Origin of the sequence: Streptomyces sp. WAC04114 (assembly GCF_019733245.1) — a bacterium.
GTDB classification, from domain to species: domain Bacteria; phylum Actinomycetota; class Actinomycetes; order Streptomycetales; family Streptomycetaceae; genus Streptomyces; species Streptomyces massasporeus_A.
This window is the reverse complement of record NZ_JAIGQA010000020.1, coordinates 42,039-65,254: the sequence shown is the minus strand read 5'-3', so window position 1 is coordinate 65,254 and position 23,216 is coordinate 42,039. Positions and strand designations below refer to the sequence as shown.

The 23,216-nt window shown below is 68.3% G+C and carries 22 protein-coding genes and 7 pseudogenes; 14 read left to right on the top strand and 15 right to left on the bottom strand.

Features of this window, described 5'->3' with window-relative positions; all coding sequences use genetic code 11:
* Positions 1 to 299 precede the first annotated feature (299 nt).
* The 3 genes and pseudogenes from K4G64_RS40000 to K4G64_RS08785 all read right to left on the bottom strand — a co-directional run.
* Positions 300 to 476: pseudogene (locus K4G64_RS40000) on the bottom strand (RHS repeat-associated core domain-containing protein); the annotation flags it as partial.
* 194 nt (positions 477 to 670) lie between these two features.
* Positions 671 to 976, bottom strand: a pseudogene (locus K4G64_RS39995) (transposase); the annotation flags it as partial.
* Between the two features lie 34 nt (positions 977 to 1,010).
* Complete coding sequence (locus K4G64_RS08785) at positions 1,011 to 1,268, bottom strand: hypothetical protein (protein ID WP_221755458.1); 258 nt, start codon at positions 1,266 to 1,268, stop codon at positions 1,011 to 1,013.
* A gap of 445 nt (positions 1,269 to 1,713) precedes the next feature.
* On the opposite strand from K4G64_RS08785, the gene K4G64_RS08780 reads away from it, so the two are divergent.
* The 3 genes and pseudogenes from K4G64_RS08780 (at position 1,714) to K4G64_RS08770 (ending at position 4,350) form a co-directional block, all read left to right on the top strand.
* Positions 1,714 to 2,079: a hypothetical protein gene (locus K4G64_RS08780; protein WP_221755457.1), complete on the top strand. Its 366-nt coding sequence runs from the start codon at positions 1,714 to 1,716 to the stop codon at positions 2,077 to 2,079.
* Positions 2,076 to 3,449, top strand: coding sequence for a hypothetical protein (locus K4G64_RS08775; protein ID WP_221755456.1), 1,374 nt, complete (start codon positions 2,076 to 2,078; stop codon positions 3,447 to 3,449). Before K4G64_RS08780 ends, K4G64_RS08775 begins: the two co-directional genes overlap by 4 nt.
* A gap of 148 nt (positions 3,450 to 3,597) precedes the next feature.
* Positions 3,598 to 4,350, top strand: a pseudogene (locus K4G64_RS08770) (transposase family protein).
* A 13-nt stretch (positions 4,351 to 4,363) separates the two neighbouring features.
* Here the strand turns inward: K4G64_RS08770 and cas3 are convergent.
* The gene (gene cas3, locus K4G64_RS08765; protein ID WP_308122288.1) at positions 4,364 to 6,241 is read right to left on the bottom strand and encodes a CRISPR-associated helicase Cas3'; all 1,878 of its coding nucleotides are present in this window, start codon (positions 6,239 to 6,241) and stop codon (positions 4,364 to 4,366) included.
* Between the two features lie 111 nt (positions 6,242 to 6,352).
* Here cas3 and K4G64_RS08760 point away from each other — a divergent pair, with 111 nt between their 5' ends.
* From K4G64_RS08760 to K4G64_RS08750, 3 genes are all read left to right on the top strand, one after another.
* Positions 6,353 to 6,850, top strand: coding sequence for a hypothetical protein (locus K4G64_RS08760; RefSeq protein ID WP_260460196.1), 498 nt, complete (start codon positions 6,353 to 6,355; stop codon positions 6,848 to 6,850).
* Between the two features lie 120 nt (positions 6,851 to 6,970).
* Positions 6,971 to 7,582: a Dyp-type peroxidase domain-containing protein gene (locus tag K4G64_RS08755; protein ID WP_221755455.1), complete on the top strand. Its 612-nt coding sequence runs from the start codon at positions 6,971 to 6,973 to the stop codon at positions 7,580 to 7,582.
* A 14-nt stretch (positions 7,583 to 7,596) separates the two neighbouring features.
* Complete coding sequence (locus tag K4G64_RS08750; RefSeq protein WP_221755454.1) at positions 7,597 to 8,172, top strand: Dyp-type peroxidase domain-containing protein; 576 nt, start codon at positions 7,597 to 7,599, stop codon at positions 8,170 to 8,172.
* 227 nt (positions 8,173 to 8,399) lie between these two features.
* Here the strand turns inward: K4G64_RS08750 and manD are convergent, their stop codons facing one another.
* Both manD and K4G64_RS08740 read right to left on the bottom strand, forming a co-directional pair.
* Positions 8,400 to 9,644, bottom strand: a complete 1,245-nt coding sequence (manD, locus tag K4G64_RS08745) for a D-mannonate dehydratase ManD (protein WP_221755453.1) — start codon at positions 9,642 to 9,644, stop codon at positions 8,400 to 8,402.
* A gap of 209 nt (positions 9,645 to 9,853) precedes the next feature.
* Positions 9,854 to 11,299 (bottom strand): gluconokinase, GntK/IdnK-type, encoded by a 1,446-nt coding sequence (locus K4G64_RS08740; protein ID WP_221755452.1) that lies wholly within the window; start codon positions 11,297 to 11,299, stop codon positions 9,854 to 9,856.
* Positions 11,300 to 11,635: 336 nt separating this feature from the next.
* Here K4G64_RS08740 and K4G64_RS08735 point away from each other — a divergent pair, with 336 nt between their 5' ends.
* The 5 genes and pseudogenes from K4G64_RS08735 to K4G64_RS41340 form a co-directional block, all read left to right on the top strand.
* Positions 11,636 to 11,866 carry a hypothetical protein gene (locus K4G64_RS08735; protein ID WP_221755451.1) on the top strand — a complete coding sequence of 77 codons (231 nt, stop codon included), beginning with the start codon at positions 11,636 to 11,638 and terminating at the stop codon, positions 11,864 to 11,866.
* A gap of 48 nt (positions 11,867 to 11,914) precedes the next feature.
* Positions 11,915 to 12,247 carry a glyoxalase superfamily protein gene (locus tag K4G64_RS08730; protein ID WP_221755450.1) on the top strand — a complete coding sequence of 111 codons (333 nt, stop codon included), beginning with the start codon at positions 11,915 to 11,917 and terminating at the stop codon, positions 12,245 to 12,247.
* A 36-nt stretch (positions 12,248 to 12,283) separates the two neighbouring features.
* Positions 12,284 to 12,979 (top strand): annotated as a pseudogene (locus tag K4G64_RS40995) (helix-turn-helix domain-containing protein); the annotation flags it as partial.
* Positions 12,978 to 14,069: an alpha/beta hydrolase gene (locus K4G64_RS08720; protein WP_308122289.1), complete on the top strand. Its 1,092-nt coding sequence runs from the start codon at positions 12,978 to 12,980 to the stop codon at positions 14,067 to 14,069. The pseudogene K4G64_RS40995 and the gene K4G64_RS08720, both read left to right, overlap by 2 nt.
* Positions 14,070 to 14,498: 429 nt before the next feature.
* A pseudogene (locus tag K4G64_RS41340) lies at positions 14,499 to 14,633 on the top strand (SAM-dependent methyltransferase); the annotation flags it as partial.
* Positions 14,634 to 14,635: 2 nt separating this feature from the next.
* Here the strand turns inward: K4G64_RS41340 and K4G64_RS39985 are convergent.
* The 8 genes and pseudogenes from K4G64_RS39985 to K4G64_RS08685 all read right to left on the bottom strand — a co-directional run.
* Positions 14,636 to 14,845 (bottom strand): annotated as a pseudogene (locus K4G64_RS39985) (IS5/IS1182 family transposase); the annotation flags it as partial.
* Positions 14,846 to 15,439: 594 nt separating this feature from the next.
* Positions 15,440 to 16,228 (bottom strand): tetratricopeptide repeat protein, encoded by a 789-nt coding sequence (locus K4G64_RS08710; RefSeq protein WP_221755448.1) that lies wholly within the window; start codon positions 16,226 to 16,228, stop codon positions 15,440 to 15,442.
* A gap of 211 nt (positions 16,229 to 16,439) precedes the next feature.
* Positions 16,440 to 16,933, bottom strand: a pseudogene (locus tag K4G64_RS39980) (transposase); the annotation flags it as partial.
* 69 nt (positions 16,934 to 17,002) lie between these two features.
* Positions 17,003 to 17,164 carry a hypothetical protein gene (locus K4G64_RS08705; RefSeq protein ID WP_221755447.1) on the bottom strand — a complete coding sequence of 54 codons (162 nt, stop codon included), beginning with the start codon at positions 17,162 to 17,164 and terminating at the stop codon, positions 17,003 to 17,005.
* 441 nt (positions 17,165 to 17,605) lie between these two features.
* Entirely contained in the window at positions 17,606 to 17,767 is a 162-nt protein-coding gene (locus K4G64_RS08700; RefSeq protein WP_260460194.1) for a hypothetical protein, read from the bottom strand.
* Between the two features lie 32 nt (positions 17,768 to 17,799).
* Positions 17,800 to 18,354, bottom strand: a complete 555-nt coding sequence (locus K4G64_RS08695) for a hypothetical protein (protein ID WP_221755445.1) — start codon at positions 18,352 to 18,354, stop codon at positions 17,800 to 17,802.
* Positions 18,355 to 19,089: 735 nt separating this feature from the next.
* Positions 19,090 to 19,287 carry a hypothetical protein gene (locus K4G64_RS08690; protein ID WP_221755444.1) on the bottom strand — a complete coding sequence of 66 codons (198 nt, stop codon included), beginning with the start codon at positions 19,285 to 19,287 and terminating at the stop codon, positions 19,090 to 19,092.
* Positions 19,284 to 19,700: a MerR family transcriptional regulator gene (locus K4G64_RS08685; RefSeq protein ID WP_221755443.1), complete on the bottom strand. Its 417-nt coding sequence runs from the start codon at positions 19,698 to 19,700 to the stop codon at positions 19,284 to 19,286. The genes K4G64_RS08690 and K4G64_RS08685 overlap by 4 nt, the downstream gene beginning before the upstream one ends.
* Before the next feature lie 48 nt (positions 19,701 to 19,748).
* Between K4G64_RS08685 and K4G64_RS08680 the strand changes: the two genes are divergently transcribed.
* The 3 genes from K4G64_RS08680 (at position 19,749) to K4G64_RS08670 (ending at position 22,644) form a co-directional block, all read left to right on the top strand.
* A complete protein-coding gene (locus tag K4G64_RS08680) occupies positions 19,749 to 20,549 on the top strand; it encodes an MBL fold metallo-hydrolase (protein ID WP_221755442.1) in 801 nt (266 codons plus the stop codon).
* Between the two features lie 323 nt (positions 20,550 to 20,872).
* On the top strand, positions 20,873 to 21,280 hold the full coding sequence (locus tag K4G64_RS08675) for a hypothetical protein (RefSeq protein ID WP_221755441.1): 408 nt from the start codon (positions 20,873 to 20,875) through the stop codon (positions 21,278 to 21,280).
* A 293-nt stretch (positions 21,281 to 21,573) separates the two neighbouring features.
* The gene (locus K4G64_RS08670; RefSeq protein WP_260460193.1) at positions 21,574 to 22,644 is read left to right on the top strand and encodes a hypothetical protein; all 1,071 of its coding nucleotides are present in this window, start codon (positions 21,574 to 21,576) and stop codon (positions 22,642 to 22,644) included.
* 37 nt (positions 22,645 to 22,681) lie between these two features.
* Here K4G64_RS08670 and K4G64_RS08665 read toward each other — a convergent pair whose 3' ends face one another.
* Positions 22,682 to 23,152 carry a DUF5959 family protein gene (locus tag K4G64_RS08665; protein WP_221755439.1) on the bottom strand — a complete coding sequence of 157 codons (471 nt, stop codon included), beginning with the start codon at positions 23,150 to 23,152 and terminating at the stop codon, positions 22,682 to 22,684.
* Between the last annotated feature and the right edge of the window lie 64 nt (positions 23,153 to 23,216).

Genomic DNA, 23,216 nt, shown 5'->3' with positions numbered 1-23,216 from the left:
GAACAGGCTCACCCCGGCCCGCGTCCGCCGCGACTTTCGGCACCTGCGCCCGCAAGCAGCATGCCCCGCCAGAGCACCGAAATCCTCCCGCCCCGGCCGAGGCGTAGTTGGCCCTGCCCATGGTGGACATGCCGCCGGAGCTGGACGAACCGGTGGGACCGCGTGGTGACGTAACTGATCACCGCGACGACCAGCGTGACAACAGCCAGGATGAGACCGATGAGGGAGCCGAAGAACTTTCCGTCTGGATCGGCGAAGGTGATCGGGTTGTTGTTGCTGTAGGCGTAGCCCTTGATCTGCTGTGGGTCGGTGAAGTCGGCGACCGGGTCAACGCTGATGAAGCGTCCCGTACTCGGGTCGTACTCGCGTGCTCCCAGGTGGACGAGGCCGGTGGGGTCCTTGGTACCGCCGACGAAGTTCTTCTCGCCAACCCAACTTCTGGCCGCTTCCCCTCGGTTCTCGCCGAACGGTGTCATGTGCCGCCGGGTGACCGCCTGCGTGGCCGCGTCGATCTGTACGCTCGCCGTGCCGTTGTGGTCGCTCGCGATCCACATCAGTCCGGCCGTCGTGCGGAGTGCGATGGTTTGGCCGCCGTGCATGTAGTACCGGGTGGCCTCGACCTTGCCGCTTGCCTTGTCGAGTCGCAGCTCGGTCTCGCCTAACTTGATCTTTAACCTGTGCGGCGGGGTCGTGGGGTTGTTGACTTCTTCGTTCGCTGATTCGTAGTGCCTGGTTTGCGGACGGTGTGCACGTCGTAGCGCGGGGTGGGCCGTGTGTTCTTGCGGCCGGGTGGTCGTCCTGGGCCGGGGCGGGAGGATTTCGGTGCTCTGGCGGGGCATGCTGCTTGCGGGCGCAGGTGCCGAAAGTCGCGGCGGACGCGGGCCGGGGTGAGCCTGTTCGGCGGGCTCGGCTTCTCCCACGGCCGGCGCAGGTCGGCCGCCAGCGGCCGGGCCAGCCGCAGCTGCGTGTAGACGGAGTACGACGAGCCGTTCGAGGCCCGAGGTTAAAGATCAAGTTAGGTACAGGTTTGTTCCCGCCTTGTCCCGGCGAATGAGCCTATTGCCATCGGCATCGTCGAGGAACTCCGTAGTTGCCCCGTCGGCTTCGGTGACCTTGTGGAGGCTGCCCTCGGAGTTCCAGTCGAGGTCCTGCGTCCTACCGTCGATCGTGCGGGGGTCGGTGTTGCCTGCGGGGTCGTAGGTGCAGCTGGTCGTACCGGTGACCGTGTCGTCCTGGGGTCGTCCGTCCGCTTCGGCGTCGTCTCGCACCCGGTGGAGACCGTAGACACCGCAGCGCCGTCTCTCGGCTCCAGGAAGAGATCAAGGATGCGGCTGGAACGGGGCGGTGCGGGATCCGGTCCAGGCCGGCCGTCCACCAGGCAGACGACGTCCTGTTCAAGATCAAGCCTGCCGGTCGCCTTTCGGCCGAGCGGCTGTCACACACTCAAGATCGTGCTCCTCGCTCATCCGCGTTGCCTGGAGTACCCGAGTCGCCACTGGCGGCTGGTGTCGTGGATTCCCCTTCCGTACGCGAGGGTCCAGTGCAGGTCTCCTGGCGCCAGGGCTTGATCAAGTTCCTGGAGTGTCCGGGTCGCCGGTGATGCCCAGTTGACCAAATGGATTGGGTTTTGGGCTGATCCGGCCCCGGATGGTGGCCGGGATAGCTAGCATGCCGCCGGTCGGTAGTCGTACGAGCGTGGGGGGGCGGGGCCGCATGGCCACGGTCGAGAGTTACTGGGACAAGACCGATGATGAACTGTATGCCCTACTGGGGGCGGAACTCCTGGGCGAGGGCCTTGGACTGTCTCCGGAAGATGAAGAGAGCCATCGGGAGTTCGGCAAGGAGTGGTTCGCGGACAAGTACGTCGAGCTCCAGCGCCGGATCTGCCATCACGAGAAGGCGCAGGCGTTCCTCGGCACGACATCCACGGACCGGCTCATCGACGCCTTCACCGTGCAGGAACTGATCGCTGACTTCGCGGGCGACGCCAAGACGACCGTCCTGATCGCGGTACTCGTGGGCCGGGTCGGGCTTGGCGTGTTCTGCCGCAACAGCCCGGCTCCGGAGCTCTCCCCGTGAGCGGCGGGAGCCTTGCCTTCCAGCAATACCAGAAGCTCCAGGTCAACCGGGCCCGGCAGTTGGAGCAGATGCGCGGGCGGCTCACGGAGTTGGGGGACGACTACGGACTCCAGCAGCTTGACACGATGATGGCCGACTTCGGCGCGACCGGACCCACATCTCCCGACGACCCCATAGGTGCGTTCCTCACGGAGCTGGTCCAGCAGACGAAGGACGCCCTAGCCGACCTTGGGTCGAGCCGCGCAGCCCTGGCCGGTGTGTGGGCCGTGGCCCTCAAGCGCGATGCGTTCTCCGCCCGGATGACCCGCTTCACCGACGGCTCGGGACTCGTCGCTGTCTCGGACGCCACTTTCAGCCTATGCCAGCTGTACGCCCAGGCCATGGGCCTGGCCGGGCAGCTCGGCTCCGAACCGCAGGTGCTGGCTGGGCTGTTGCGCTACTACAACACTCAGCAGCGGGTTTTCGGGATCGCGGGGAAGCTGGAGATCCGACTGGAGCCGACGGCCACGCAAGCCGCCGGCCTTTTCCATTACCTGGCCGCACAGTTCGTTGTGGCCCACGAACTCGCGCACTACGTCCTGGGGCACGCGTCTTCGGTGAGCGCCTTCGCGCCCGACGAATACCTGCCCGTGTGCGCCGAAAACCACCAGTTGGAGGCGGAGGCCGACCTGCACGCGCTGCGGGTCGTCCGGCGTGCGTGCGAGCATCTCTCCGACGATCTGCCACCTGGAGGCGAGGAGGCTGCTCTTGGGGCCGTCGGAGCCGCCATCGGGATGCTGGCGGTGCACGTCACCGAACAGGCACTCTTCGTCCGCCGAGGCACCAGCCATCCGCCCGCCCGGCAGCGGGCAGCCGCGCTGCTGCGGGAGATGAACTCCGAAGAGCGCAGGTTCGCCGAGGAGTCTTTCGGCTTGGCGCTGGCCGCGACCGAAGCCGCCTGCAGCACCGGGGCGTCAGCCGTCTCCTTCAGTGCCGGGATGATCGGGTCGGCCCCCATTCACACTCCGCTCGCCCCCTCGTACCTGAGGACCATCGAGGTCTTCGACGAGCTCCAGTGTCGCTCACCGGAGTGGTACCTGAACCTCCTCGATCAGGCGGGCCGCGAGCTGGGCGAGCCCTGGCTCACGGACGGCGCTCAGCTCGCCGCCGAGGGCGATTCGGCAGCTGCGCTGCGAATATGGGGCGTACCGAAGAAGAACATCGGCGCGCTGTGCGATCCGCAGCAGCCGCTGACCTTCTACGCCCTGCTTATGAAGCTGCAGACCGCTTTCATCGCCCGCGAGATCCCTGGTGACCGCCTGCGCGCCTACGCGATCGCAGCGGCAATGTTGGTCAGCGAATTCCTGAGCGGGGACACCGGGCAGGCATAAGCCGACAAGGCTTGGAGAGATGAGTAGATCCATTGAGCCCTTTTCAAGCTGGCTGTGCTGACCGCGAGTCGGGCTGTCCTGCACAACGACGAAGCTCCTGGTAGACGGGTTCTCGGCCAAGATCACCCGTGTCCGCCAGGAGCTTTGCGTGCTTGTCTACCCGTCCTTGATTGGTCTGTCCAGCCGCACCTCGGGTTCCTGACCGGGCAACTGACAGCCCGGCGGCAGGAGATCGGAACGCGGTGGCGCGCCTTCCTGCAAGACGTCGGGCCCTGCTCGCCCTGGCCCACCTGCGGTGCGGTGACTCTTACGCCCAGCTCGCCTCCGGGTTCGGCATCGGGATCGCGACCGTGTACCGCTACATACGTGAAGCCGTGGAGGCCCTGGCCGCCCTCGCGCCTCCCTGGAAGAGGCGATGACGATGCTCCGGGCGAAGGCCTTCGTCATCCTCGTCGGCCCCTTGCTGCCGATCGACCGCACCGCCGCCGACACCCCGTACTACTCCGGGAAACATAAACGCCACGTCATGAACGTCCAGGTCATCACCGAACCCTTCGGACGACTGCTCTGGGCCTCGCCAGCTCTGCCCGGCTCGACTCACGACCTGACCGCCGCGCCGCAGCAAGGGATCATCGAAGCCCTCGCCGATGCGGGGCTTACATGCTGGGCGGACAAGGCGTATCAAGGCGCCGGCGGATCCGTCCGGGTTCCGTTTCGGGGCCGCCGCCTCAAGCGATGGAAGCGTCACCACAACACCACCCACGCCAAGATCCGCTGCCTCTGCGAGCGGGCCATGGCCATCATCAAGGGCTGGCGCCTCCTGCAGAAGCTCCGCTGCAGCACCAACCGAATCACCGACGTGGTGAAGGCCGTCCTCGTCCTTCACCACGTATCAGCGTGAGATTGGAAAAGGCTCAGTCTTCGGTGTGCCAGTCCCAGGGCGCCGTCGAGGTGCAGACGGTGCCGGCCAAAGCGCACCGGCCGGGAGGGATCGCCGGCGTCCTGCGAGAGCAGGACGAGGTCGGCGAGGAGGGCGTGGCTGCGCCAGGAGGCGGGGATGTGGTGGTCTCTTGTGCGGCCCAGGCGGCGGGGACGGGCAGGGTGTGCTGGAGGATCGTGCGGATCTGGGCGGTGGTCGGTTTGCGGTGCTCGGGCAGCGGCCGGGTGCCGGCCGCGTCCAGAGTGAGGCGGCCGCCGGACATGCGGTAGACGGGCAGGAGGCGGCGGGGCATGGCGCCCAGGCGGGTGGCGGCCTCGCGGGGGTGCAGGTTCTGGCGGTGCAGATCGGACAGCGAGAGGGTGTCGTGCCAGGCCGGGACCAGGTGCAGCAGGCTGTGGTGTTCCTCGGTGCGGGTGCGGGCCTGGTGCAGGGCGTGGCCGCGGCGCAGGGCGGCATCGGTGCGGGCCAGGGCGTCGGCGTCTCCGTGTACGGCTTCCACGAGCTGCTGCACGTCGTCGGGCAGGGTGAGCGGCTGCTCGGGCCGTCGGGCGAGATAGGCGGCGGTGGCGAGCGGCAGGAACGGGGAGTCCAACGGGCGCCAGGCGGGCGGCAGGAGGGTGCGGCCGCGATGGTCGGTGGGCTCCAGGACGATCAGGCGGGGACGTGCGCCGCACAGCCAGTCGGGCCGCTTGATGTGGTCGAAGCGCCACAGGCGGCCCAGGCGTTGCAGGAGGGTGTGCAGGGGCGCCAGGTCGCTGACCATGACGTCGACGTCGATGTCGAGGCTCATATCCAGCAGGCTGGTGGTGACGACCACCAGCCGCCCGGGGCGCTCGCCGGATGAGGCCAGGGCGGTGCGGATACGGCGGGTGAGGGCCTCGCGTTGGTGGCCGGGCAGGCGGGCGTGCAGCAGGAGTAGCTGGCCGTCAGGGCCGCCATCCGGCCAGTCGAGGGCGGTACGCAGATGCGTGTAGGTGGTCTGGGCGTCGGCCATGGTGGCGCAGTACACCGCGGCGCAGCCGCCGGAGCGGGCGACGGGGGCGATCTCCTGAGTGATCCGCTCCAGGCGGCTCTCCCGGGCGGGTGTGTCTTCGGGGTCGGTGTAGGAGGGGTGGCGCACCGGGTGGAGACGGAGGTCGGCGCGGTGGCGGTCGGCGTGGGCTTCGGCCGCGGCCGGGTCGATGCGGGTGAGGGAAGCGTCCGAGGCGGCGGCGTAGAGCCAGCCCGGGTAGGAGGGCCGGCAGTCCAGGTGGGCTGTTGCGGGGTGCGGGTGGCCGGCGCCGTCGAGATAGCTGCGGACGAGTTGTTCGCTGATGTGGACGGGCAGGGTCGCGGAGAGCAGCACCACGGGGCAGCCCAGGGCGCCGAGCCAGTGCAGCAGCCGGGACAGTGTCTGCCGCATGAACGGGGGCAGGGCGTGGACTTCGTCGACGATGACGGTCCGCCCGCACAGGGCCAGCATGCGCAGGGCGCTGAAGCGGACCGGCAGGGCGGCCATGAGGGCCTGGTCGTGGGTGGCGACGGTGAACTGGGCCAGCAGGGCCCTGTCCCAGCCGCGCAGCCAGCCGTCGGGCACCGTGACGCGTTCTTCGGGCCGCTCCCCCGCAGCCGGCCTGCCCTCGTCATCGTCGCCGTCGTCGCTGTCGGGCCAGTAGGCGTCGCTGGTGGAGGGTTCGTGGGCGGCCAGGCGGTGGTCGGTGTAGGCGGTGTTGTCGTAGCTGTGGCTGTGGACCAGGGAGACCGGGGCGTGCTCGGGATGGTGGGCCGCGACGTAGGCCTCGAGGGTTGCATCACCGACGCCTTCAATGCAGGCGAAAGGATCATGGGGAGCAAGAGCCTGGCTATGGTTCACAAGCCGTTCGACAACCCTGGCAACAGGCGACTGCAACCGGGGTGCCCCGCCTGTCAGCGTCTCATGGCGCGGCTGGGCATCACCGACACCTTCTGAAACGGGACAAACAACGTGGGTACCATCCTCAGGAATCTGCAGCGCGTGCAGTGGACACACCTCCAGGCAGCCGGAGAGTCGACAGCACGTGCGGTGCCGGCCCTCCTGTCCAAAGCAGCATGGTCCGACCGGGACACGGCACGGCAGGCCGTGGATGAACTGGGTGACCTCGTCTGCGAACTGGGCTTTGTCGTGCAGGAGGCGACGGCCCCCACCGTGCCCTTCCTCATTGAACTGGCCGGTGCGCCCCACGTCAGCTGCAGGACAGAGGTACTCGAACTCCTTCGGAAGATTTTCACCGGACGGCAGTGGAGCGCTGCATCACAGGCCTTTTCCTCCCGGCACGACACCCACTTGGCCCAGCAGGTCGCGTGGGAAAAGTCAACTGAGGAGTCCGTCCTAGCAGGGCGGCACGTCTTCGAGAGCCTGGCAACTTCGGTGGACCCTGACGTCGCTGAGGCTGCCAGCAGGCTGCTCGACGCCCTTGATGCGGAGGATCCAAGTGTTGCCTAGTCGAACCCGACGAGCCGAGGCGTCTGCCAGGCAGCCGCTCGACCAAGCCTGTCGACACCGAGGCGGCGCTGATTCTTGTCTGAAGGGCGAGGCCATCCAATGGCCATAACAAGGCGGGAGGTGCTGCGCACTTCCATTGCCACCGGTGCCGGGGCTGTCGGTCTGGCAGCGGTGAGCGCCGTTGCTCTGCGGAGCAACGCCTCAGGAAGCGCCGAAACACCAGCGCACCTACGCGGCGTAGCGCCCCTGCCGTTCACACAGATCATTTCCTTCGATCTCACCCCAAACGGCTCGGGACGTGCCAACGTGCTACGTGCCGCATACCATGCCATCGCTGACATGGAAGGCGGCGAAATCGCCGCCTGGCTGGCGCTCGGCGAGGGTGCTTTGCCCTCGCGCATCGACCGGCCGCGGCAGCTGAAGAAGATGCCCTCGTTTGCAGGTGACGTGCTGGACCCCGCCACGTCGCATGGCGACCTCTTGCTCCACATCACCGGCGCCTCAGCCCGCGCGGTAGGGCAGGCCACCGAGCAAGCGCTACGCGCGCTGCCGCGTCAGCAGTTGCACTGGCGCGCGGACGGGACCCGTCCCGAGAACCGCATCGAGGATGGCCGCGGCTTATCGCGTAACCCGTTCCACTTCACCGAGGGGCATGGAAACCCCGCCACTGCGCCCGAGATCACCGGACGTGCGATCGTCAAGGCCGGTCAGGTGAGCCTTCTTGGACTGTAGGCGGCAGCTATCGGGTGATACGGATCATCAGGCTTGCCACCGGCTTCTGGGACCGGGACACCATCCCTGAGCAGGAACGCATCATCGGCCGCCGCCGGAACGGCCGGTGGCTGGACGGCACACCCAGCACCGAACGGACCGTCTTCGCCACCGACCCCCACGGCAGGACCACCCCACTCGATGCACACGTCCGCAGAGCAGCACCAAACCCCCGCACCCCTCCCCCGATGGTCCGGCGCAGTTACAACTACAACCGGGCCGCGGACGACCAGGGGCTGATCTTCTCGTGCTTCCAGAGTGATCTGGAAAAGGGTTTCGAGGCGGTACAGCGCCTGCTCCAGGGCGAAGCCATTGCCGAATGGCGCACGACGGCCGGGCGACAGCGAGCAGAGCAGACGTACACCGGGTGGCCAGTCGGCAAGGGAGGTGCAGCGGTGGCGACCGTAACGGGTGTTCCCTACCGCAGCCGCTGGGACAGCTGTCAATGGGCCAGCAGGTCTTCGACTCCCGGCGTGCTTCGCGCGTTCGACAAGCCTGTCGCAGCTGCTCAGGCCATGTCGGCGGGGGCGGTCGGCGTCCCGCACCGCTGAAGGCGCAGCCCGGCAAATGCTTCAACCCACACGCGCTCGTTCTTCAACACCTCAACAACACAAGGGACATGCCCTGTGCTCGGCCTGTGCCGGACCCTTTGGCGCGCCGCGGCGGGTTCACACCGTCGCAGCGCGCCGGGAAGTACTCGCTGGGTCGAGGGGCAGTGTTCACAGCGGGCCCGCCGCGACGGGCCCGCGCGGCTGGCCGCGCGGCCTGGCGCGGCGGGTCACCAGTCGTGGACGGTACCGTCCGACAGCCTGTTCACCGGGAGGTACGCCTGCTGGTACGGGAAGTGGGCGGCCGCCTCGGTGTCAAGGTCGACGCCGAGGCCTGGGGTGTCGGACGGGTGCAGCAGTCCGTCCTCGAACCGGTAGGAGGTGCGGAAGACGTCCAGGGTCTGCGGGGAGTGCCGCATGTACTCCTGGATGCCGAAGTTGTGCACGGCAAGGTCGAGGTGGAGCGCGGCGGCCATGCCGACCGGGGAAATGTCGGTGGGGCCGTGCATGCCGGAGCGGATGCCGTAGACGGCGGCGAGGTCGAGCAGCTTCTTCATCGCGGTCACCCCGCCGGTGTGGGTGACGGCGGAGCGCACATAGTCGATGAGCCGCCCGCTGAGCAGCGTGGTGTAGTCGTGCACGGAGTTGAAGACCTCGCCGATGGCCAGGGGGGTCGTCGTGTGGTGCCGAATCAGGCGCAGGGCCTCCTGGTCCTCCGCTGGAGTGGCGTCCTCCAGCCAGAACAGGTCGTACGGCTCCAGGTCCCGGCCAAGCCGGGCGGCCTGAATGGGTGTCATCCGGTGGTGGGCGTCGTGCAGGAGCGGCAGTTCGGGGCCGAATTCCGACCGTACAGCCTCGAAGACGGCGGGTACGTGCCGCATGTAAGCGCGGGTGTCCCAGATCTCCACGGTGGGCCGTAGCCTACCGCCGCCCGTGACACGGCGCGCCGGCTCGTAGTCGTAGCGCTCCCCGCCGCCCGGGCTCGACGCGGCGACTCCGTACACCGAGTCCAGGCCCGGGATCCCCGTCTGGATACGGATCGCGCGGTAGCCCAGGGCCAAGTGGGCGCGTACCGAGTCAAGCAGTTCCGGTACGTCGCGGCCGGAGGCGTGTCCGTAGGCCAGGGCGCCGGTGCGGCACGCGCCCCCGAGGAGCTGGTACAGGGGCATTCCGGCGTACTGGGCCTTGATGTCCCACAGTGCGGTGTCGACGGCCGCGATCGCCGCCATGGTCACGGGGCCGCGCCGCCAGTACGCGCCGCGGTAGAGGTACTGCCAGGTGTCCTCGATGCGGGCGGCGTCTTCCCCCAGCAGGAGGGGTACGACGTGATCGTCGAGGTAGGCCCGTACGGCCAGTTCGCGGCCGTTGAGCGTGGCGTCACCGAGACCGGTGACACCGTCCTCAGTGGTGATGCGCAGGGTGACGAAGTTGCGTCCGGGACTGGTCACGTTGACTTCGGCGGACTTGATACGCATGAGGGTCCCCCCATCTGTGTGGCTCTCTGCGGTTCTGCCCGGTGCGTTGCTTCAATTTCCGGCGGGGCGGCACAGCGGTGCTGATGCGTTGTGTGGTGCGATGCGGCGCTGAATGGGCTGGCGATGGTGGTCGGGCGCCCGTCGCGCTCGTGGCCGACGTGGCCTGCCGATGGAGCCGCCGGGGCCGGCGGGCCGGGCTGCGGCCCGGGTCAGCGTGTGCGGGCCTGGCCGGCCAGCTTGGTCTGGATCTCGGCGACGATGCGTTCGACCTCCAGGGTCGCGTCGACCGGCATACCCTCCTCGTCCTTCTCCAGCGGTTCGAGGTCCTCGAACTGCGATGCCACCAGGGAGGCGGGCATGTAGTGCTCCTTCCTGGTGGCCACGCGCGCCTTCGCCGTGTCCTCGTCGAGCACCAGATGCACGAAGAACGTGTCGGGCCGTGCCATGCGCAGCAGTTCGCGGTAGATGCGTTTCAGCGAGGAGCAAGCGACCACCAGCCCCTCCTCCGGGTCCGCCTGCCGCAGGCGGACCCCGATGGCGGCCAGCCACGAGCTGCGGCTGCGGTCGTCTAGCCGTTCGCCGCGTCTGAGGGACTCCACGTTGCGCACGGGGTGGAAGTCGTCCCCCTCCTCGAAAGGCGCCCGTAGCGATTCCGCCAGGTACCGGCCGACGGTGGACTTGCCGCTTCCGCAGACCCCCATGACGACGACGGGAGCGCGCCGAGCGTGGAAGAACGTGGCCATGGCGTCCCGGAACCCGGCTCGGTAAGCGCTGGGCAGGCCGTTCGTGTTGAACTCCTCCAGAGCCGCCCGCAGCCGTTCGCGGATGCCGGGATCGAGCAGCCGTCCGCTGCGGATCTCGGCGAGGAGGGCTTCCGCGAAGGTCTCCGCGGCCGTCGGCAGGCCCTGGTCGACGGCGTAGGCCAGGGCCATGTGCAGCCACATGGCGATGGGCTCGGGCCGGGTGGGGTACTTCTGGACGGTACCGGTGCCGACGACGGCCGGCCGGGGCGTGACGACGGTTTCCTCGTGCGCTCCCGCCCAGTCCCTGTCGAGCCTGTGGTTCATCGCCATGACGACCGGATCGGAGAGACGTACGAACAGTTCGTTGCGCGAGCCGGCCAGCAGGGTCCGGTGGAACGCAGCGTCCGCGTCCCGGAAACGCCGCCGGACCGGTACCCCCTCCACCGTCCGCCCGAAGTCGGGGTGCTCACTGAGAGCGAGGAGTGTACGGGCGCGGTTGGTGAGGTCGTGGCAGGTGCCGGCGGACCGGCTCAGCGCGGCCAGCCGAGCCGCCCGGGGTTCGATCACTTCCCGCAACTCGGTGAGCGACCGCATCTGGCTGTCGGGCGCCACCTCCAGGCGCCACGCGATCACGTCACGGTCGAGCAGGTCCCAGTTCTCCAGCGGCTCCACGGTGGCGCCGATCCGCGGCTGCAGATTGACCAGGCCCTTGTGATGCAGCGCTTGCAGGGCCTCACGGGCCATGGGCCGAGTGGTGCCGAACTCCTGGACGACCGTGTCGACCGTCAGGTGCTGATCGCGGGGCTTGCCGCCTTCGACGATCTGGCAGCCCAAAAGTTTCACCACCTTGGCGGTGGACCCCCGCGACGCGTCCTCGGAACCTTCGGGCAGGTCTTCTGTGGGACCAGTCATGCGAGCAACGCTAAATCACAGCGCTAGGTCTGGTCAGCTGTACGAGCACGGCAAGAGGAAGCGCAGCGCGCCGCACAGGCGCGCCGAGGGGCGCGCGAGGCGCACTCTCCGCCCTTTCACACCTCCCCTCCCCCCTCTCACGGCATATCAAGATGCTTCTCTGATATGACTCTGAGGCCTATCGTGTTCACACATTCCGAGGTGCCTCCGGAGATTCGCCAAGTCACCGACCCGGGTGAAAAGGCATTGCGTCACCGCACCGGAAGCAGCGCGCGGCGGCCGGTCAAGGGCTGCCGCCCCCCTCTCCGTCTCTTCACACCACCACAGGAGGGCTCCATGCCCGAACCGGCTTCGCCTCCACCCTTGCCCGAGCCTGCACCCCCACCGGGCCCGGCCTCGCCGGAGCGATTGTCGCTGCGCTGGGCGCTCATCTTTTTGGCCGCGATCGTGGCAGGGCTCATCGCGGGGCTGCTGACGTTCGCTCAGACCCACAACTGGCCCGCCACCATCATGGCAGCGCTTGCCGCGAGCGGAGCGACGCTGCTGGGCCTGCCGCCTCTGGTCTAGTGCCGCATCAGGCAACGTTCGCCCTGGGCGGTCTGCGACGATGACTCCATGGACGAAGAAGTCATCCCCATTCTTCGCGTCGAGGACGCTGCGGCGGCGGTCGCTTGGTACGAGCGGCTGGGCTTCGCCAAGCAGTGGGAACACCGCTTCGAACCGGGACTTCCCGCCTTCGTCGAGGTCGCTCGGGGCGGGGTGCGGTTGTTCTTGTCGGAGCACAAGGGCGATGCCCGTCCCGACACGTTGGTCTACCTCCGCGTTCGTGATGTCGAGGCCATCGCCTCCGAGTTCGGTGTGCAGGCGAAGGATGCTCCGTGGGCGCGTGAGATTGAGCTGCGTGACCCTGACGGCAACCGGCTGCGGATCGGCACGCCGCCGGAATGACCATCGCTGGCCGCGTGCAGCAGGGAAGCTGTGCTGGTGGCTGAGCGAGTACGTGGCCGCGAGATCGATGACGACGAGGGGCAGCGCCTGCTGCGGATCATCCGCCGGGGCAGCGGGTCGGTGGTGACCTGGCGGCGGGCGCAGATGGTGCTGCTGTCCGCGCAGGGCATGCCCGTGGCGAAGATCGCCGAAGTGACGTTCACCAGCGCGGACCGGGTCCGGGATGTGATCCACAACTTCAACGCCGACGGCTTCGACTGCCTCTACCCGAAGTACAAAGGCGGTCGGCCCAGGACGTTCACCCTGCCCGAGCGGCGCGAGATCAAGAAGATCGCCAAGTCCAGGCCGGCCGAGCACAGTCTGCCGTTCTCGGCCTGGAGCCTGGCCAAGCTGGCCGACTTCCTGGTCGCCGAGGGGGTGGTCGACGACATCAGCCACGAGGGCCTTCGGGTCCTGCTCCGCGAGGAGGGCGTGTCGTTTCAACGCATAAAGACCTGGAAGACCTCCCGCGACCCTGACTATGCCGCCAAGAAGGCCCGCGTCGAGCACCTCTACGCGATCGCCGACGGGGACGTCATACCCGAGGACGGCGAGCCCGAAGTCGTCTTATGCCTGGACGAGTTCGGACCGCTCAACCTCCAGCCCCACCCAGGCCGACAGTGGGCCGAGCACGGCGGACGGCACAAGGACCCCGACCGGGAGCCCAGGCCCCGACGGCGGGCGACCTACTCTGGTCTCCTTCGACCCGCGCGGCGTCGGCGCGACCATCCCCGCGCGCTGCGGGAAAACCGCGGCCGGTACCGGCTACGCCGGGCCCGACGCCTGCGCCAAGCACTCCGGGGCGCTCCTGCCGTACATCGGCACCTCGCACACGGCGCGCGATCTCGACCTGATGCGCTACCTCCTCGGCGACGAGCGGTTGCACTACTTCGGCGTCTCGTACGGAACGGCGCTCGGCGCGGTCTACGCCCACCTGTACCCAACGCACGTCGGACGGCTAGTCCTCGAAGCGCCTGTCGATCCGACCGAGGACCTTAACGAGGAGCAGCTGTCGCAGGTCAAGGCGGTCCAAGCGGCGTTCGACCGGTTCGCTGCGCACTGCGCGGCCCGTATCCGCCACTGCCCGACCGGCGACGGCCCCGAGGAGGCCGCGCGACGCATGGCGCGCCTGGCCGACCGCTTGGACAAGAAGCCCGCCCCAGCCGGTCGCGGAAGGAACCTCGACGCCGACGGCCTCGCGCTCACGGTCAGCGATCACCTCGTCCTCGGCACAGACGGCTGGTCGCCGCTCGCCAAGGCCCTCACCGCGCTGATCGACTACAACGACGGCCGTCCGCTGAGCGAGGGCGCGGACAGCATCGGCTCGGCCGACCGCGCGGCGACCCCGCGCGACAACAGCCGTATCGCCCAGACCGCGATCACTTGCGCGGACTCCAGCCTGCGCCCCGGCTTCGAACGCCTCGACAGGGACGAGGCCCGCATCAAAGCCGCCTCACCCGTCTTCGGCGCGGCCTGGTCCACCGGCGTCTACCTCTGTTACGACTGGCCGTTCGACGGCGAGCGCGCCACACTCCAGGTGAACGCCGACGGCGCGGCCCCCATCCTTGTGGTCGGCGGTACCGGCGATCCGACTACCCCATACCCCGGCGCCCGCCACATGGCCCACGCCCTGGGCGACGGTGTCGGCGTGCTCCTGACGGCTGAGGAGGAGGGCCACGGCACATACCCGCAGAACCGCTGCGTCAAGGGGGCGGTCGACCAATACCTCCGCACGGGCCGCACACCGGCCCCGGGGACGGTGTGCCGGGGCAGCATGTCCTGAGCCCCGTACGGATCCGCCGGGCGGCCGTCTGCGCTCCGGGCGGAACACGGACATGACGACGTCGTTTCCGAGAATCGTGGCCGGGCCGCGCAGCTGTGCCCCCACGTTCCGCCCGCACGGCCACATTGATCGAAGCCATCGTTGCGGCCGGCGATTTCAGAAGCGAGGCGAATCGGGCAGGAGAACGGCCTACCACCCTCGTGGCCCGGTGTGACCACATGGCCAGGACTGGCCCCTTCCTGTACGGCCAGGTCGTCACCCGTGGCCGGGGCCCGTCCCCCGGTCCGCCACGGGCTGGACACGACCGGCTCCGGGATCTGCTCGGGGACGGGACGTCGTTCGCCCAGGCTGTCGGCCACCAGCTCGTCGGCGGCGCGGAGGTTCGTCTCCGGTGCCGCCCGCCCTCCTCGCCCACGCCCGGGCGGGCGGGCGCGCGGGCGGGCGCGCGGGAAGATCCTGTTCGCCTTGTCGGGCTGGCTCTACGGATACGCCCGCGTCCTGCTCACCGTGAACCGCGACGGCACCGCCGAGGGCCACCTGCTGGGCGGCACCGTCTCTTTCATGTGCCAGGAGATGGTCGGTTCCACGACCCAGCGGAAGGTGCCCAGGCCAGTGCCGTGTTGGCGGCCGCGTTCGACGATGACGGGGCGAATGCCGCGCCGCCGGAGCAGTCGCCGGTACTTGTCGTGGTCGTAGCCGCGGTCGGCGAACGGCATGTCGGGCCGGCGTCTGGGCCAGCCCACGACGCCGGCCACGGCCGGGACCTTGTCAAGCAGGGAGGGAATGTGAACGGACAAGACCGGGCGGATTCGGTGGACCGGGAGGCCTGGAATGTGGCGCGGCGCGCCTCTGAGCGATACCAGCGATCACTGAACATGATCCTTGGCCCACCAACCAAGATGACAAGACCTGATCACCACTACCTGCTACCTGCTACCTGCTACCTGAAAGAGCCCAGATCAGACCCCGTGCCAAGCTCCGCCCTCGCACTTGAGCCCACCACCCAGTCCTCGCGCCCCCCTTCACCGCGCTTCCCACACCAACTTGATCAGTCCAGGCCAGCCCACCCACTTCTGATCACAGCAACCGCACCTGGACACAACAGCTGGCCGCCCTCGGGCTGGAGCGGACAGCCGCGTAGCCGCAGAGAGAGGTGCGAGGCCGGGCAGGGCCGGCGAGCAGGCGGGGGTAGCGGGTCGTTCGGCGCGGGACCAGCCGTGGGCGTGCATGGTCTCGGTCTCCCAAGCCGGCTCGCGATCGTGCTCGTGGCCACGTCACCCAATGAGATGACCTCATAGTCCGGCGCGTTGCGATAGCTGGATGAGCTGCCAGGGAGAGCCTGGGACTCGCCCCGAGCGGGTGCGCTGCGCTTACGGTCGAGCGCCGTCGATGCGCTCGAGCAGCGTTCGGGCTTCGACGGTGCGGCTGTGATCCGGACCGAAGGAGGCCAGGCAGGCATCATGAGCGGCCGCAGCCTTACGACGGGCATCGGAAGCGCGGCGCAGCCCCAAGAGGGCATTGGCAAAGACCAGTTCGACGGCGCCCGCATCTGGATTGCGCTGCTCACCGGGCAGAGCGCGATACAGCTTGTCAGCGCCCTGCGCCTCGGTGAGGGCCTCTTCATGGCGGGCTTGGCCGTTGAGGCTGCGAGCCAGGCCGAGTCGCAGGACGACGGACGCCCGGTCACGTTCGCAATGGGCGGCCAGGGCCTCGCGGGCGACTGCTTCGGCCTCCTGGTGGCGCCCCTGCGCATTGAGGGCGAAGACCAGCCCATTGCGGGCGGCCGCTGCAAGGAATGACATCTCCGGGCCGAGGCCGCGGGCCGCGGCCTCGGCGACGGCCGCACATTCTGTTTCGCACTCGGTGTACTGGCCGAGCGAGGTCAACTGCTGGGCGCGGTCCGAGCGCAGCTTCAGGGTCAGCCAGTGATCGGCTCCGAATATCCTGCTGAAGGCAGGCAGCGCCTCGTCGTAGGTGGCCAGTGCCTCGGCGTGGCGGCCTTGGGCGCCCGTCGCGAGCGCGGCAATGTTCACCGCCACAGCTGCGTACTCGTCGTCGCGCGGCCGCGATCCGGCCACGGCGCGGGCTTCGGCCTCCGCGTCGGCATAACGCCCAGCTCCGTAAAGGGCTTTGGCCTCCGCCACAGGCGTCCCCGTCATTCGTTGGGCGTCGCTTCGGCCCCGCCGTCGTAAGAATCTCATGACCGGGAGCATACGGATACTGCGCAGGCTGCTCGGCGACGATGCACCGGCAGCGCGGACTTCGCCGGGATCAAGTCTCTCCTGGCACAAGGGCAGACAGACAGAGGGATGGTGGCACTACGAGGTCGGATGTGGCACTGACGAGTGGTGGAACGCCTGAGCCTGCCGGCTATCCGATTCGTCGAGGTTTGCTGCCGACCTTGTGATGTGCCGATCGGGTGTATGACTCGCCTGTGGCGAGGACGCGTCCGACGTCGTATCGGGTGGCGGGTCTCCGGTTCTCCGAGCCGGGTGGGCGGCCGGGGCCCGGTCGGGTGGGTTTCGGTGCATGGGCTGGAATGCCCGTCTTCGCTCGGAGGTTCCTGAACCCCGGACGGACTCGGGCGGGGGTGAGTCTGTTCGGTTCCGCTGGCCGTTCCCACGGGCGAGGGAGGTCGCGCGCGAGTGGCCGGGCGAGCCGGAGTTGGGCGTGGGCGGCCAGACGAGCCAGGTCCACCGGTCGGCCGCGGCAGAGCCCCGGAGCTTGGGTCGGGTCCAGCCGAGCGTCTGCTTGAGCATGCGGAACGTGTGCTCCACGTCGAACGTTCGCAGGAAGGCCTGCCAGCATCGGTCGGCGTCCTCAGGGCGGGCGCTGGTGCGGGACCCCCAGTGCCAGATGGGCTTGTTCACCCCGCTGAGTGACGCCTCCGTTGGCGCCCACCCGGAGACGGTCCGGGTTCCCGTAGACCGGGGTCAGGTCATGGCCCCAAGCGCCGCCCCGCCCGGCTGCTTGGGCAGTGCGAAACGTGTGGGATCGGCGAGTTGCTTGGTGCCGGTGTCGTACGTGAACCTGACCAGTTCCAGGCCGCCGAGGGCCCAGACATACCCGCCGTACGGGTCTGTACACGACCTCATGTGCGGAGTTCAGCGGGATCGTCTGCTTCGGCGCACCGCTACAGTTGCCCGGCGTGCCCTGCGCCCTGGTGTACAGCTCGATCTTGCCGGGGAAGCCATTGCCTCCGGCGAACGCGGCGACAACTCCCCCGTCGGGAAGGACCTCTACGCCGTGCAGGTCCCGGGTTCGCCCGTGCTCTTGACGTTGATGGCCAAGCGGCCGCGACGATACCTCGGCTGCGCGCGAGCACCCGGAACGGCGACTACGCCTACTACAGCGTCATCGTCGCCTTCATGGCTGCCCTGGCCCGTGATGAAGCCTCATCGACACGCTGTATCGACGGCGAACGGAAGCCCTGGGCGGCGAGCGGGGCCTGGTCGCCACCCGCCGCGACGGGCCTTCACCGGCGTACGTCGGTGTGATCACGGCGTCTGCCCGGACGCCATTCTCCTGGGACCGGTTCAGCCGATCACGGACCGGGCGAAGGCGACGGTGCCGGCGAAGGAGCCCCCAGCAGCCAGCACCGCGACAGCCCATGCGTTCCCTGCCAGCATGGTCAACACGCCAGCGGCAACCGCAATCTGCATTGCCAGCATCAAGATGACCGCGGCCCGTACGGTCATCAGTGGCTCCTGCGACCGGTCGGACGGCGTACTCACGGAAGCTCCCGGCGGTTGTTCTCAAGCCTGCTCCACGCCTTGGCGACGCTCCTCAGCTTGCGTCGGATGTGCTGCCCCTGCGCTGCGTCCTGCTGCACGACGGCCAGCGCCGACAGCACGGCATTGTGGTCACCCACTTCGTCCAGTACGGACGTGCCGACCATCTCTCCAATATTGGGAAGCCAGGGCACCAGCAGATCGATGCCCTCGATGACCGGGGCCAGGCCGAAGTTCGCCCGCCTCGTGCCGAGGTAGGCCAGCGGCTCGTCGAGACAGTCGCTGATGCCGGACACGAAGCAAGCCGTGTCCACGACGGCCGCCCGGCTGCCGGAGTCCAAGACACCGTCGTCAAGCAGCGGGAAGACTCCGCGGTCCAAGTCGAGCGTGTCCATCGGCGCCGCGAGTCCGCCGTCGCCCGATTCGCCGAGAGCCCAGGTTTCGGGCAGGCCGTGTTCTTTCGATGAGGGAGCGAGTCGTGCTTCGGTCGGTTCTGCGGCAGGCTGCTGAGAAGCGTTCTCAGGTGCCGAGTCCAGCGTTGAATCCGCAGGCATCTCGAGCCTCCTTTGTTGTTTGAGTGAGTCTGTTCACCTACCTGCGACGGGAGAGAGTTGATCCGACACTCATTCTCCCGACATCGCCTGTGATTCGCGTCACACCACGCTGTCTGGCGTGGCGCCCTTTCGCTGAGGTGCCGCTCCCCCCACTCGCTCGAAGGGGCCGGCTGATCATCGTCCTGACACCGCACTCGACGTAGCAGGGTCGGCTGTGATCACGAACCGTCGAGTTGAGAGGCTCCGTGGACTCGCAGACGTAGGACGCACTGGTCAGCATGGTGAAGGAGGCGTACACCGCAGGCTTGGGGTAGTGAACCGTGCCCCGCCCGGCCATCACGCCGTTGGCTAGGCGAGCCGGTCGGGATGGTCTGGATACGCCCGCACACGGTCGGCCAGGATGCGTTCACCGGAACCGCGGAACTCGCGAACATCGCCACGGCTGCCCGCGCAGACGACGTCGCCCTCGTTCGGAGACCCCACGATGTCGCCACCGCCTACCAGTTGCCCGTCCTGACCCGGCAGCGTTCCTGAACATGGTGCTCGCGAGCGGGGACGGGAGCGTGCTGCACCAGTTTCCCTACGCCGAGGAGCTCATGGCGCGCAGCGCTGAGGGCTGGGCATCGGTCGCTCCCGACTGGCCGTCGGCCCTCGAGCCCCGGACCGCAGGCGAGCTGGTGCCGACCGTTCAGGCCGGGGTGAGCACGCCTGACGCGCAGGACAGAAAGCGTCATGTCACGCGGCACGCTGGAGGTAGTCGTCACGCTGGAACAATCCCCTCATGACCACCAACGGGGTTCGTATCCGGTAGTGGAAGACGATGCCGACGTCGCGGGCGACGTCGGCATCGTCTTCCACTACCGGATCGGATTTCCGTTGTGTCTCCCGGCTATCCACTGCGCCCGCCTGCTCGACGGTAGTCAACACACTCATTTGCTTGGGGTGATCGCCGGTTCCGACACATTGCCGACGGCCCGCTTGAAGTCGGGACAGTCGACGATCGGCTCGTAGTCGCAGACGGCCGCGTGCTGGAGGCTGTCACGGAGCCGCGAGAGTCGGCCGATCTGCTCGTCGAGGTCGCCGGCTTTGGCAGCCATGCGGACGCGCAGGTGCGCGTCGGACGGCTGCGCCACGATGAACCGGCTGATCTCGGCGATCGAGAATCCGGCACTGCGTGCGCACGTGATCAACGCCAGGCGTTCCAGTACGTCCGGGTTGTAAGCGCGGCGCAGCCCGTTGCGGCCCGCAGGGGCAATCAGGCCTTTCTTCTCGTAGAACCGCAGGGCCGAAGGCGCCAGACCGCAATGCCGTGCGACTTCGGCGATGTCCAGCAACGCATCATCCATCGATGTCTCCTTGACTTGATCCGCGGTTCAAGTCGCAGCCTAGTCGTCATGAAGATCCATCACTTGAACTGCGGAACGGTGCGGACGATCGAGGCCACCTACGACGGTCCGCCACCCGCCCCCGCAGTGAACCACTGTCTGCTGGTGGAAACCGACGACGACGGTTTGGTCCTGGTCGAGACCGGACTGGGCCTCGGCAACGTCCAGGACCCGCACGGCACCCTCGGCACCGACTGGGTGGAGCTGACACAACCCGTGCTCGACGAGGAGGAGACAGCCGTCCGGCAGGTCGCCCGGCTGGGGCACGCGCCATCCGACGTGCGCCACATCATCGTGACCCACCTGGACGTCGATCACAGCGGCGGCCTTCCCGACTTCCCCGGCGCCCAGGTCCATGTGCTCGCCGCCGAACTGGACGCGGCACACGCCGAAGCACCCAACTTCCGCTACCGATCTGCTCATTGGGCACACGGGCCCCGATGGGTCACCTACGGCGTCGAACCGGGCGAGCAGTGGTTCGGTTTCACCGCGGTACAGCCGAAGGGGCTGCCGCCAGAGATCCAGCTCATCCCCCTCGGCGGTCACACCGCCGGCCACACCGGAGTCGCCGTACAAAACGGTGACCAATGGCTCCTCCACTGCGGCGACGCCTACTACTACCATCGCGAGATCGAGAACCCGAGTGAGACCCACCCGCTACTGGACATCGTCCAAACGCGCTCGCAGGTGCACCGTGATCTGCGGCTCGGGACCCAAGCTCGGTTGCGCGAACTGGTACGCGACCACAGTGACCGAGTCGAGCTCTTCTCCGCACACGACCCATGGGAGCTTGCCCGCTACGTGTGGTGACAGCACGCCGGGAGGTTGAGATATGCCCGATGGTCGAACGAGTCGGTCGAGCGCCTGTCCCGCTGACCGGCCAAGCCGTCGGGCCACCTCGCCGATGCTGTCTGTCACCTTCCCTCGCCAAGAACGCGGCAGTACCCGCCCGTCCTCGCGCACGGCGAGCCGAGTGCGGTAGCCCTCCCCCTGCGCCCGCAGTGAGCACCGCCCCGGCGTCTGGGCTGGGCCTCAACACCGTCCTGCCGGTGCGCGAACGACGCACGTCGGCAGGAGACCATCCGTGAGGACCGGCCGTCAGGACGGCCGCCACCGATAGTGCGCTCAGGGCGGTGACCCACCAGAACACCATCTACGAAGCCACCGTGCCCATGGCGCTCTACGTCGCCGCCATCCTCAGCCACCCGGTCATCGCGGCAGCCAACTGTGGCCACGATGCCAACAATCGACCGCACCGCCCCACCCTTGTGAGACTGCTCAAGTGGCTCAGCGACACCGCGTATGATGCCGACGACAAGTGCGCCGCCATCGGCGAGCGCTACTTCGGCAAGGGGTTCCTCGACGAGTACGGGGAGATGCACGAGTTCCGGGACCTGCGCCCGGCGATCTTCTCCGGCGTTCATCCGCTTCTCAGCCACGACAACGCGGGCGTACGCGACGCGGCCCTGATAGCTGCGCTCCCCCTCGCAGAGCATCCTGGCAACCCGCGAGCGCTACGCCCGTTTCACAGCGGAACGTGATTCCTGGAGAGCGACCGAAGGGACAGGCGGCTACTCCGAAAACCCACCGTTCTGACTCCGCACCCCACCCCTAATCAGCCATGACGCCGAATCGTACGAGCCGGATCCCGGCCGGGGCAGCACCAGCGCGCACGAACCGCCCGTCCAAAGGCGCCAGGTCCCTGCCGGTGCACCGCGGGGATGTCATTCACCGCAGGGCAGGCGAGACCGCCACGGCAGCCGGTGACCCTATACGCTGCGGACCTGTGAGCGAAATCGATCTTGTCAACGGGATAGTCGGGGCCGTCTTCGGCATGACCTTCGCCATACTGTTCCAACAGCCGCTCCAGGATGCCTGGTTCAGGATCCGGCGCCGCTCCGCCACCACAGTGCGCAGCCTGACGTATCGTCCGGGCAGTTCCCCGCTCTCCACCTGGACGACCTTCTCAATCGGGCCGCTGCACACGTCGGCGCTCGTCGTCGAGGGGGACGGCGAACAGGCCATTGCGCCGGAGTCGGTCCGGGTCCAGGTGCTGGAGGGGGAGGTGGCACTGCCTGACGACATGGTGCCGTGGCGAGCAGAGATCGAGGCGGCAGAACAGCAGGCCGAGACATCCGGCACCCGGGTGCGCATCTGGAACGGCCCCCGATACGCCGTCGAGGGCCTGGAGATCTCCCGCACCACACTCGAAGAACACGCGGACGTCCGGCTCCGGCTGCGCCCCACGGACTACTTCACCTTCCTCGCTGCGCAGCAGCTCGACCGCAGGCTGCCCGACGGGGCCACCCCCCGGGAGCGCTACCTCGACCCCGACCGCCCCCTGGACGCCCCCGCATTCCTGCAGTGCAGCTTCGGCGTCAACATCGCCGTGGTCACCGCCGACCACCTGCTCGTCGTCAGCCGACGAGCCGACCACGTCCGCTCCGGGCCCGGCCTATGGGGATCTTCGGTGAACGAAGGCCTCTCCCGGCACATCGACTCGGCCGGCCGCAACGCGCCCGACCTGCACGACGTCGCGCGGCGCGGCATGCGCGAGGAACTCTCCCTGGAGCCGCACGAGTACACGCTCACGATGCTGGCCTTCGTCCTGGACGTCGAACGCCGGCAGTGGAGCGCCCACTTCACCGCACACCTCACTAGCCTGACCGGCCAGGCCCTGCGGTCGCGCATCGCACGCGGCGTCGCGGACCGGTGGGAGCACCAGAGCATCGAGTACGTGCCGTTCCGCCCGGCGGACGTGGTTCGCCACCTCCTGCGCCCGGACCGCATCCGTCGCTGGGCCCCGGTCACCCCTGCACTCTTCCACCTGGCCCTGGTGCACACACATGGCCGCTTCGCTGTGGAACGGGCCGAGGCCCAAGCCATCCGCCGCCTGCGCTACTGAACTTGAATGCGTCATGTCCGTTGCTGGGATCAGGTGGTCACCGCTTGCGGTTGGGGCTCCACTCGTAGGTTCCTGGTGCCGTCTCGATGACTTCGCGGGGCCAGGTCTGCCGGACCTGTTCCAGGCGCCAGCGGTGCTCCGCGATCCAGTCTCCCTGGGGTCGGGTTCCCAGGACCGTCGTAAGACGGTCCGGGTCGCTGACCTGGATCGACAGCCAGCCGTCTTCGTGCACGTAAATGTCAAGGCTCAGGCCGCGGCCTCCGCCGATGCTGGCTGTTTGGCCTGGTCCCAGGCTGGACAGCTCCTGCTCCCAGGAGTCCAGGTCGTGCTGGAAGAGGTAAAGGTCGAGCCGGGCGTCCACGAAGCTCGCGGAGGCGAGTACGTCCGCGTGCAGGATGTCGTAGCCGGCCAGCGTGCCCGGCTGGGACCGTCCCGTGACGCGCACGATGCAGCGATTCCCGTCCGGATCGGCGAGGTGGATCAGGTCCATCGGAGCGGGTTCCGTCATGAAGTTGCTCGCTTTCGTGCGCTGGTGTGGGCTGCATCGTCTCCTACCGGCGGACGAGCGACAC

Excerpts from the sequence above, each read along its gene's own strand:
- K4G64_RS08780 (WP_221755457.1), top strand. The coding sequence starts at position 1,714 with ATGGCCACGGTCGAGAGTTACTGGGACAAGACCGATGATGAACTGTAT.
- manD (WP_221755453.1), bottom strand. The coding sequence starts at position 9,644 with ATGCGTATCAAGTCCGCCGAAGTCAACGTGACCAGTCCCGGACGCAAC.
- K4G64_RS08740 (WP_221755452.1), bottom strand. The coding sequence starts at position 11,299 with ATGACTGGTCCCACAGAAGACCTGCCCGAAGGTTCCGAGGACGCGTCG.
- K4G64_RS08735 (WP_221755451.1), top strand. The coding sequence starts at position 11,636 with ATGCCCGAACCGGCTTCGCCTCCACCCTTGCCCGAGCCTGCACCCCCA.
- K4G64_RS08730 (WP_221755450.1), top strand. The coding sequence starts at position 11,915 with ATGGACGAAGAAGTCATCCCCATTCTTCGCGTCGAGGACGCTGCGGCG.
- K4G64_RS08710 (WP_221755448.1), bottom strand. The coding sequence starts at position 16,228 with ATGACGGGGACGCCTGTGGCGGAGGCCAAAGCCCTTTACGGAGCTGGG.
- K4G64_RS08705 (WP_221755447.1), bottom strand. The coding sequence starts at position 17,164 with ATGAGGTCGTGTACAGACCCGTACGGCGGGTATGTCTGGGCCCTCGGC.
- K4G64_RS08700 (WP_260460194.1), bottom strand. The coding sequence starts at position 17,767 with ATGACCGTACGGGCCGCGGTCATCTTGATGCTGGCAATGCAGATTGCG.
- K4G64_RS08695 (WP_221755445.1), bottom strand. The coding sequence starts at position 18,354 with ATGCCTGCGGATTCAACGCTGGACTCGGCACCTGAGAACGCTTCTCAG.
- K4G64_RS08690 (WP_221755444.1), bottom strand. The coding sequence starts at position 19,287 with ATGAGTGTGTTGACTACCGTCGAGCAGGCGGGCGCAGTGGATAGCCGG.
- K4G64_RS08685 (WP_221755443.1), bottom strand. The coding sequence starts at position 19,700 with ATGGATGATGCGTTGCTGGACATCGCCGAAGTCGCACGGCATTGCGGT.
- K4G64_RS08680 (WP_221755442.1), top strand. The coding sequence starts at position 19,749 with ATGAAGATCCATCACTTGAACTGCGGAACGGTGCGGACGATCGAGGCC.
- K4G64_RS08670 (WP_260460193.1), top strand. The coding sequence starts at position 21,574 with ATGACCTTCGCCATACTGTTCCAACAGCCGCTCCAGGATGCCTGGTTC.
- K4G64_RS08665 (WP_221755439.1), bottom strand. The coding sequence starts at position 23,152 with ATGACGGAACCCGCTCCGATGGACCTGATCCACCTCGCCGATCCGGAC.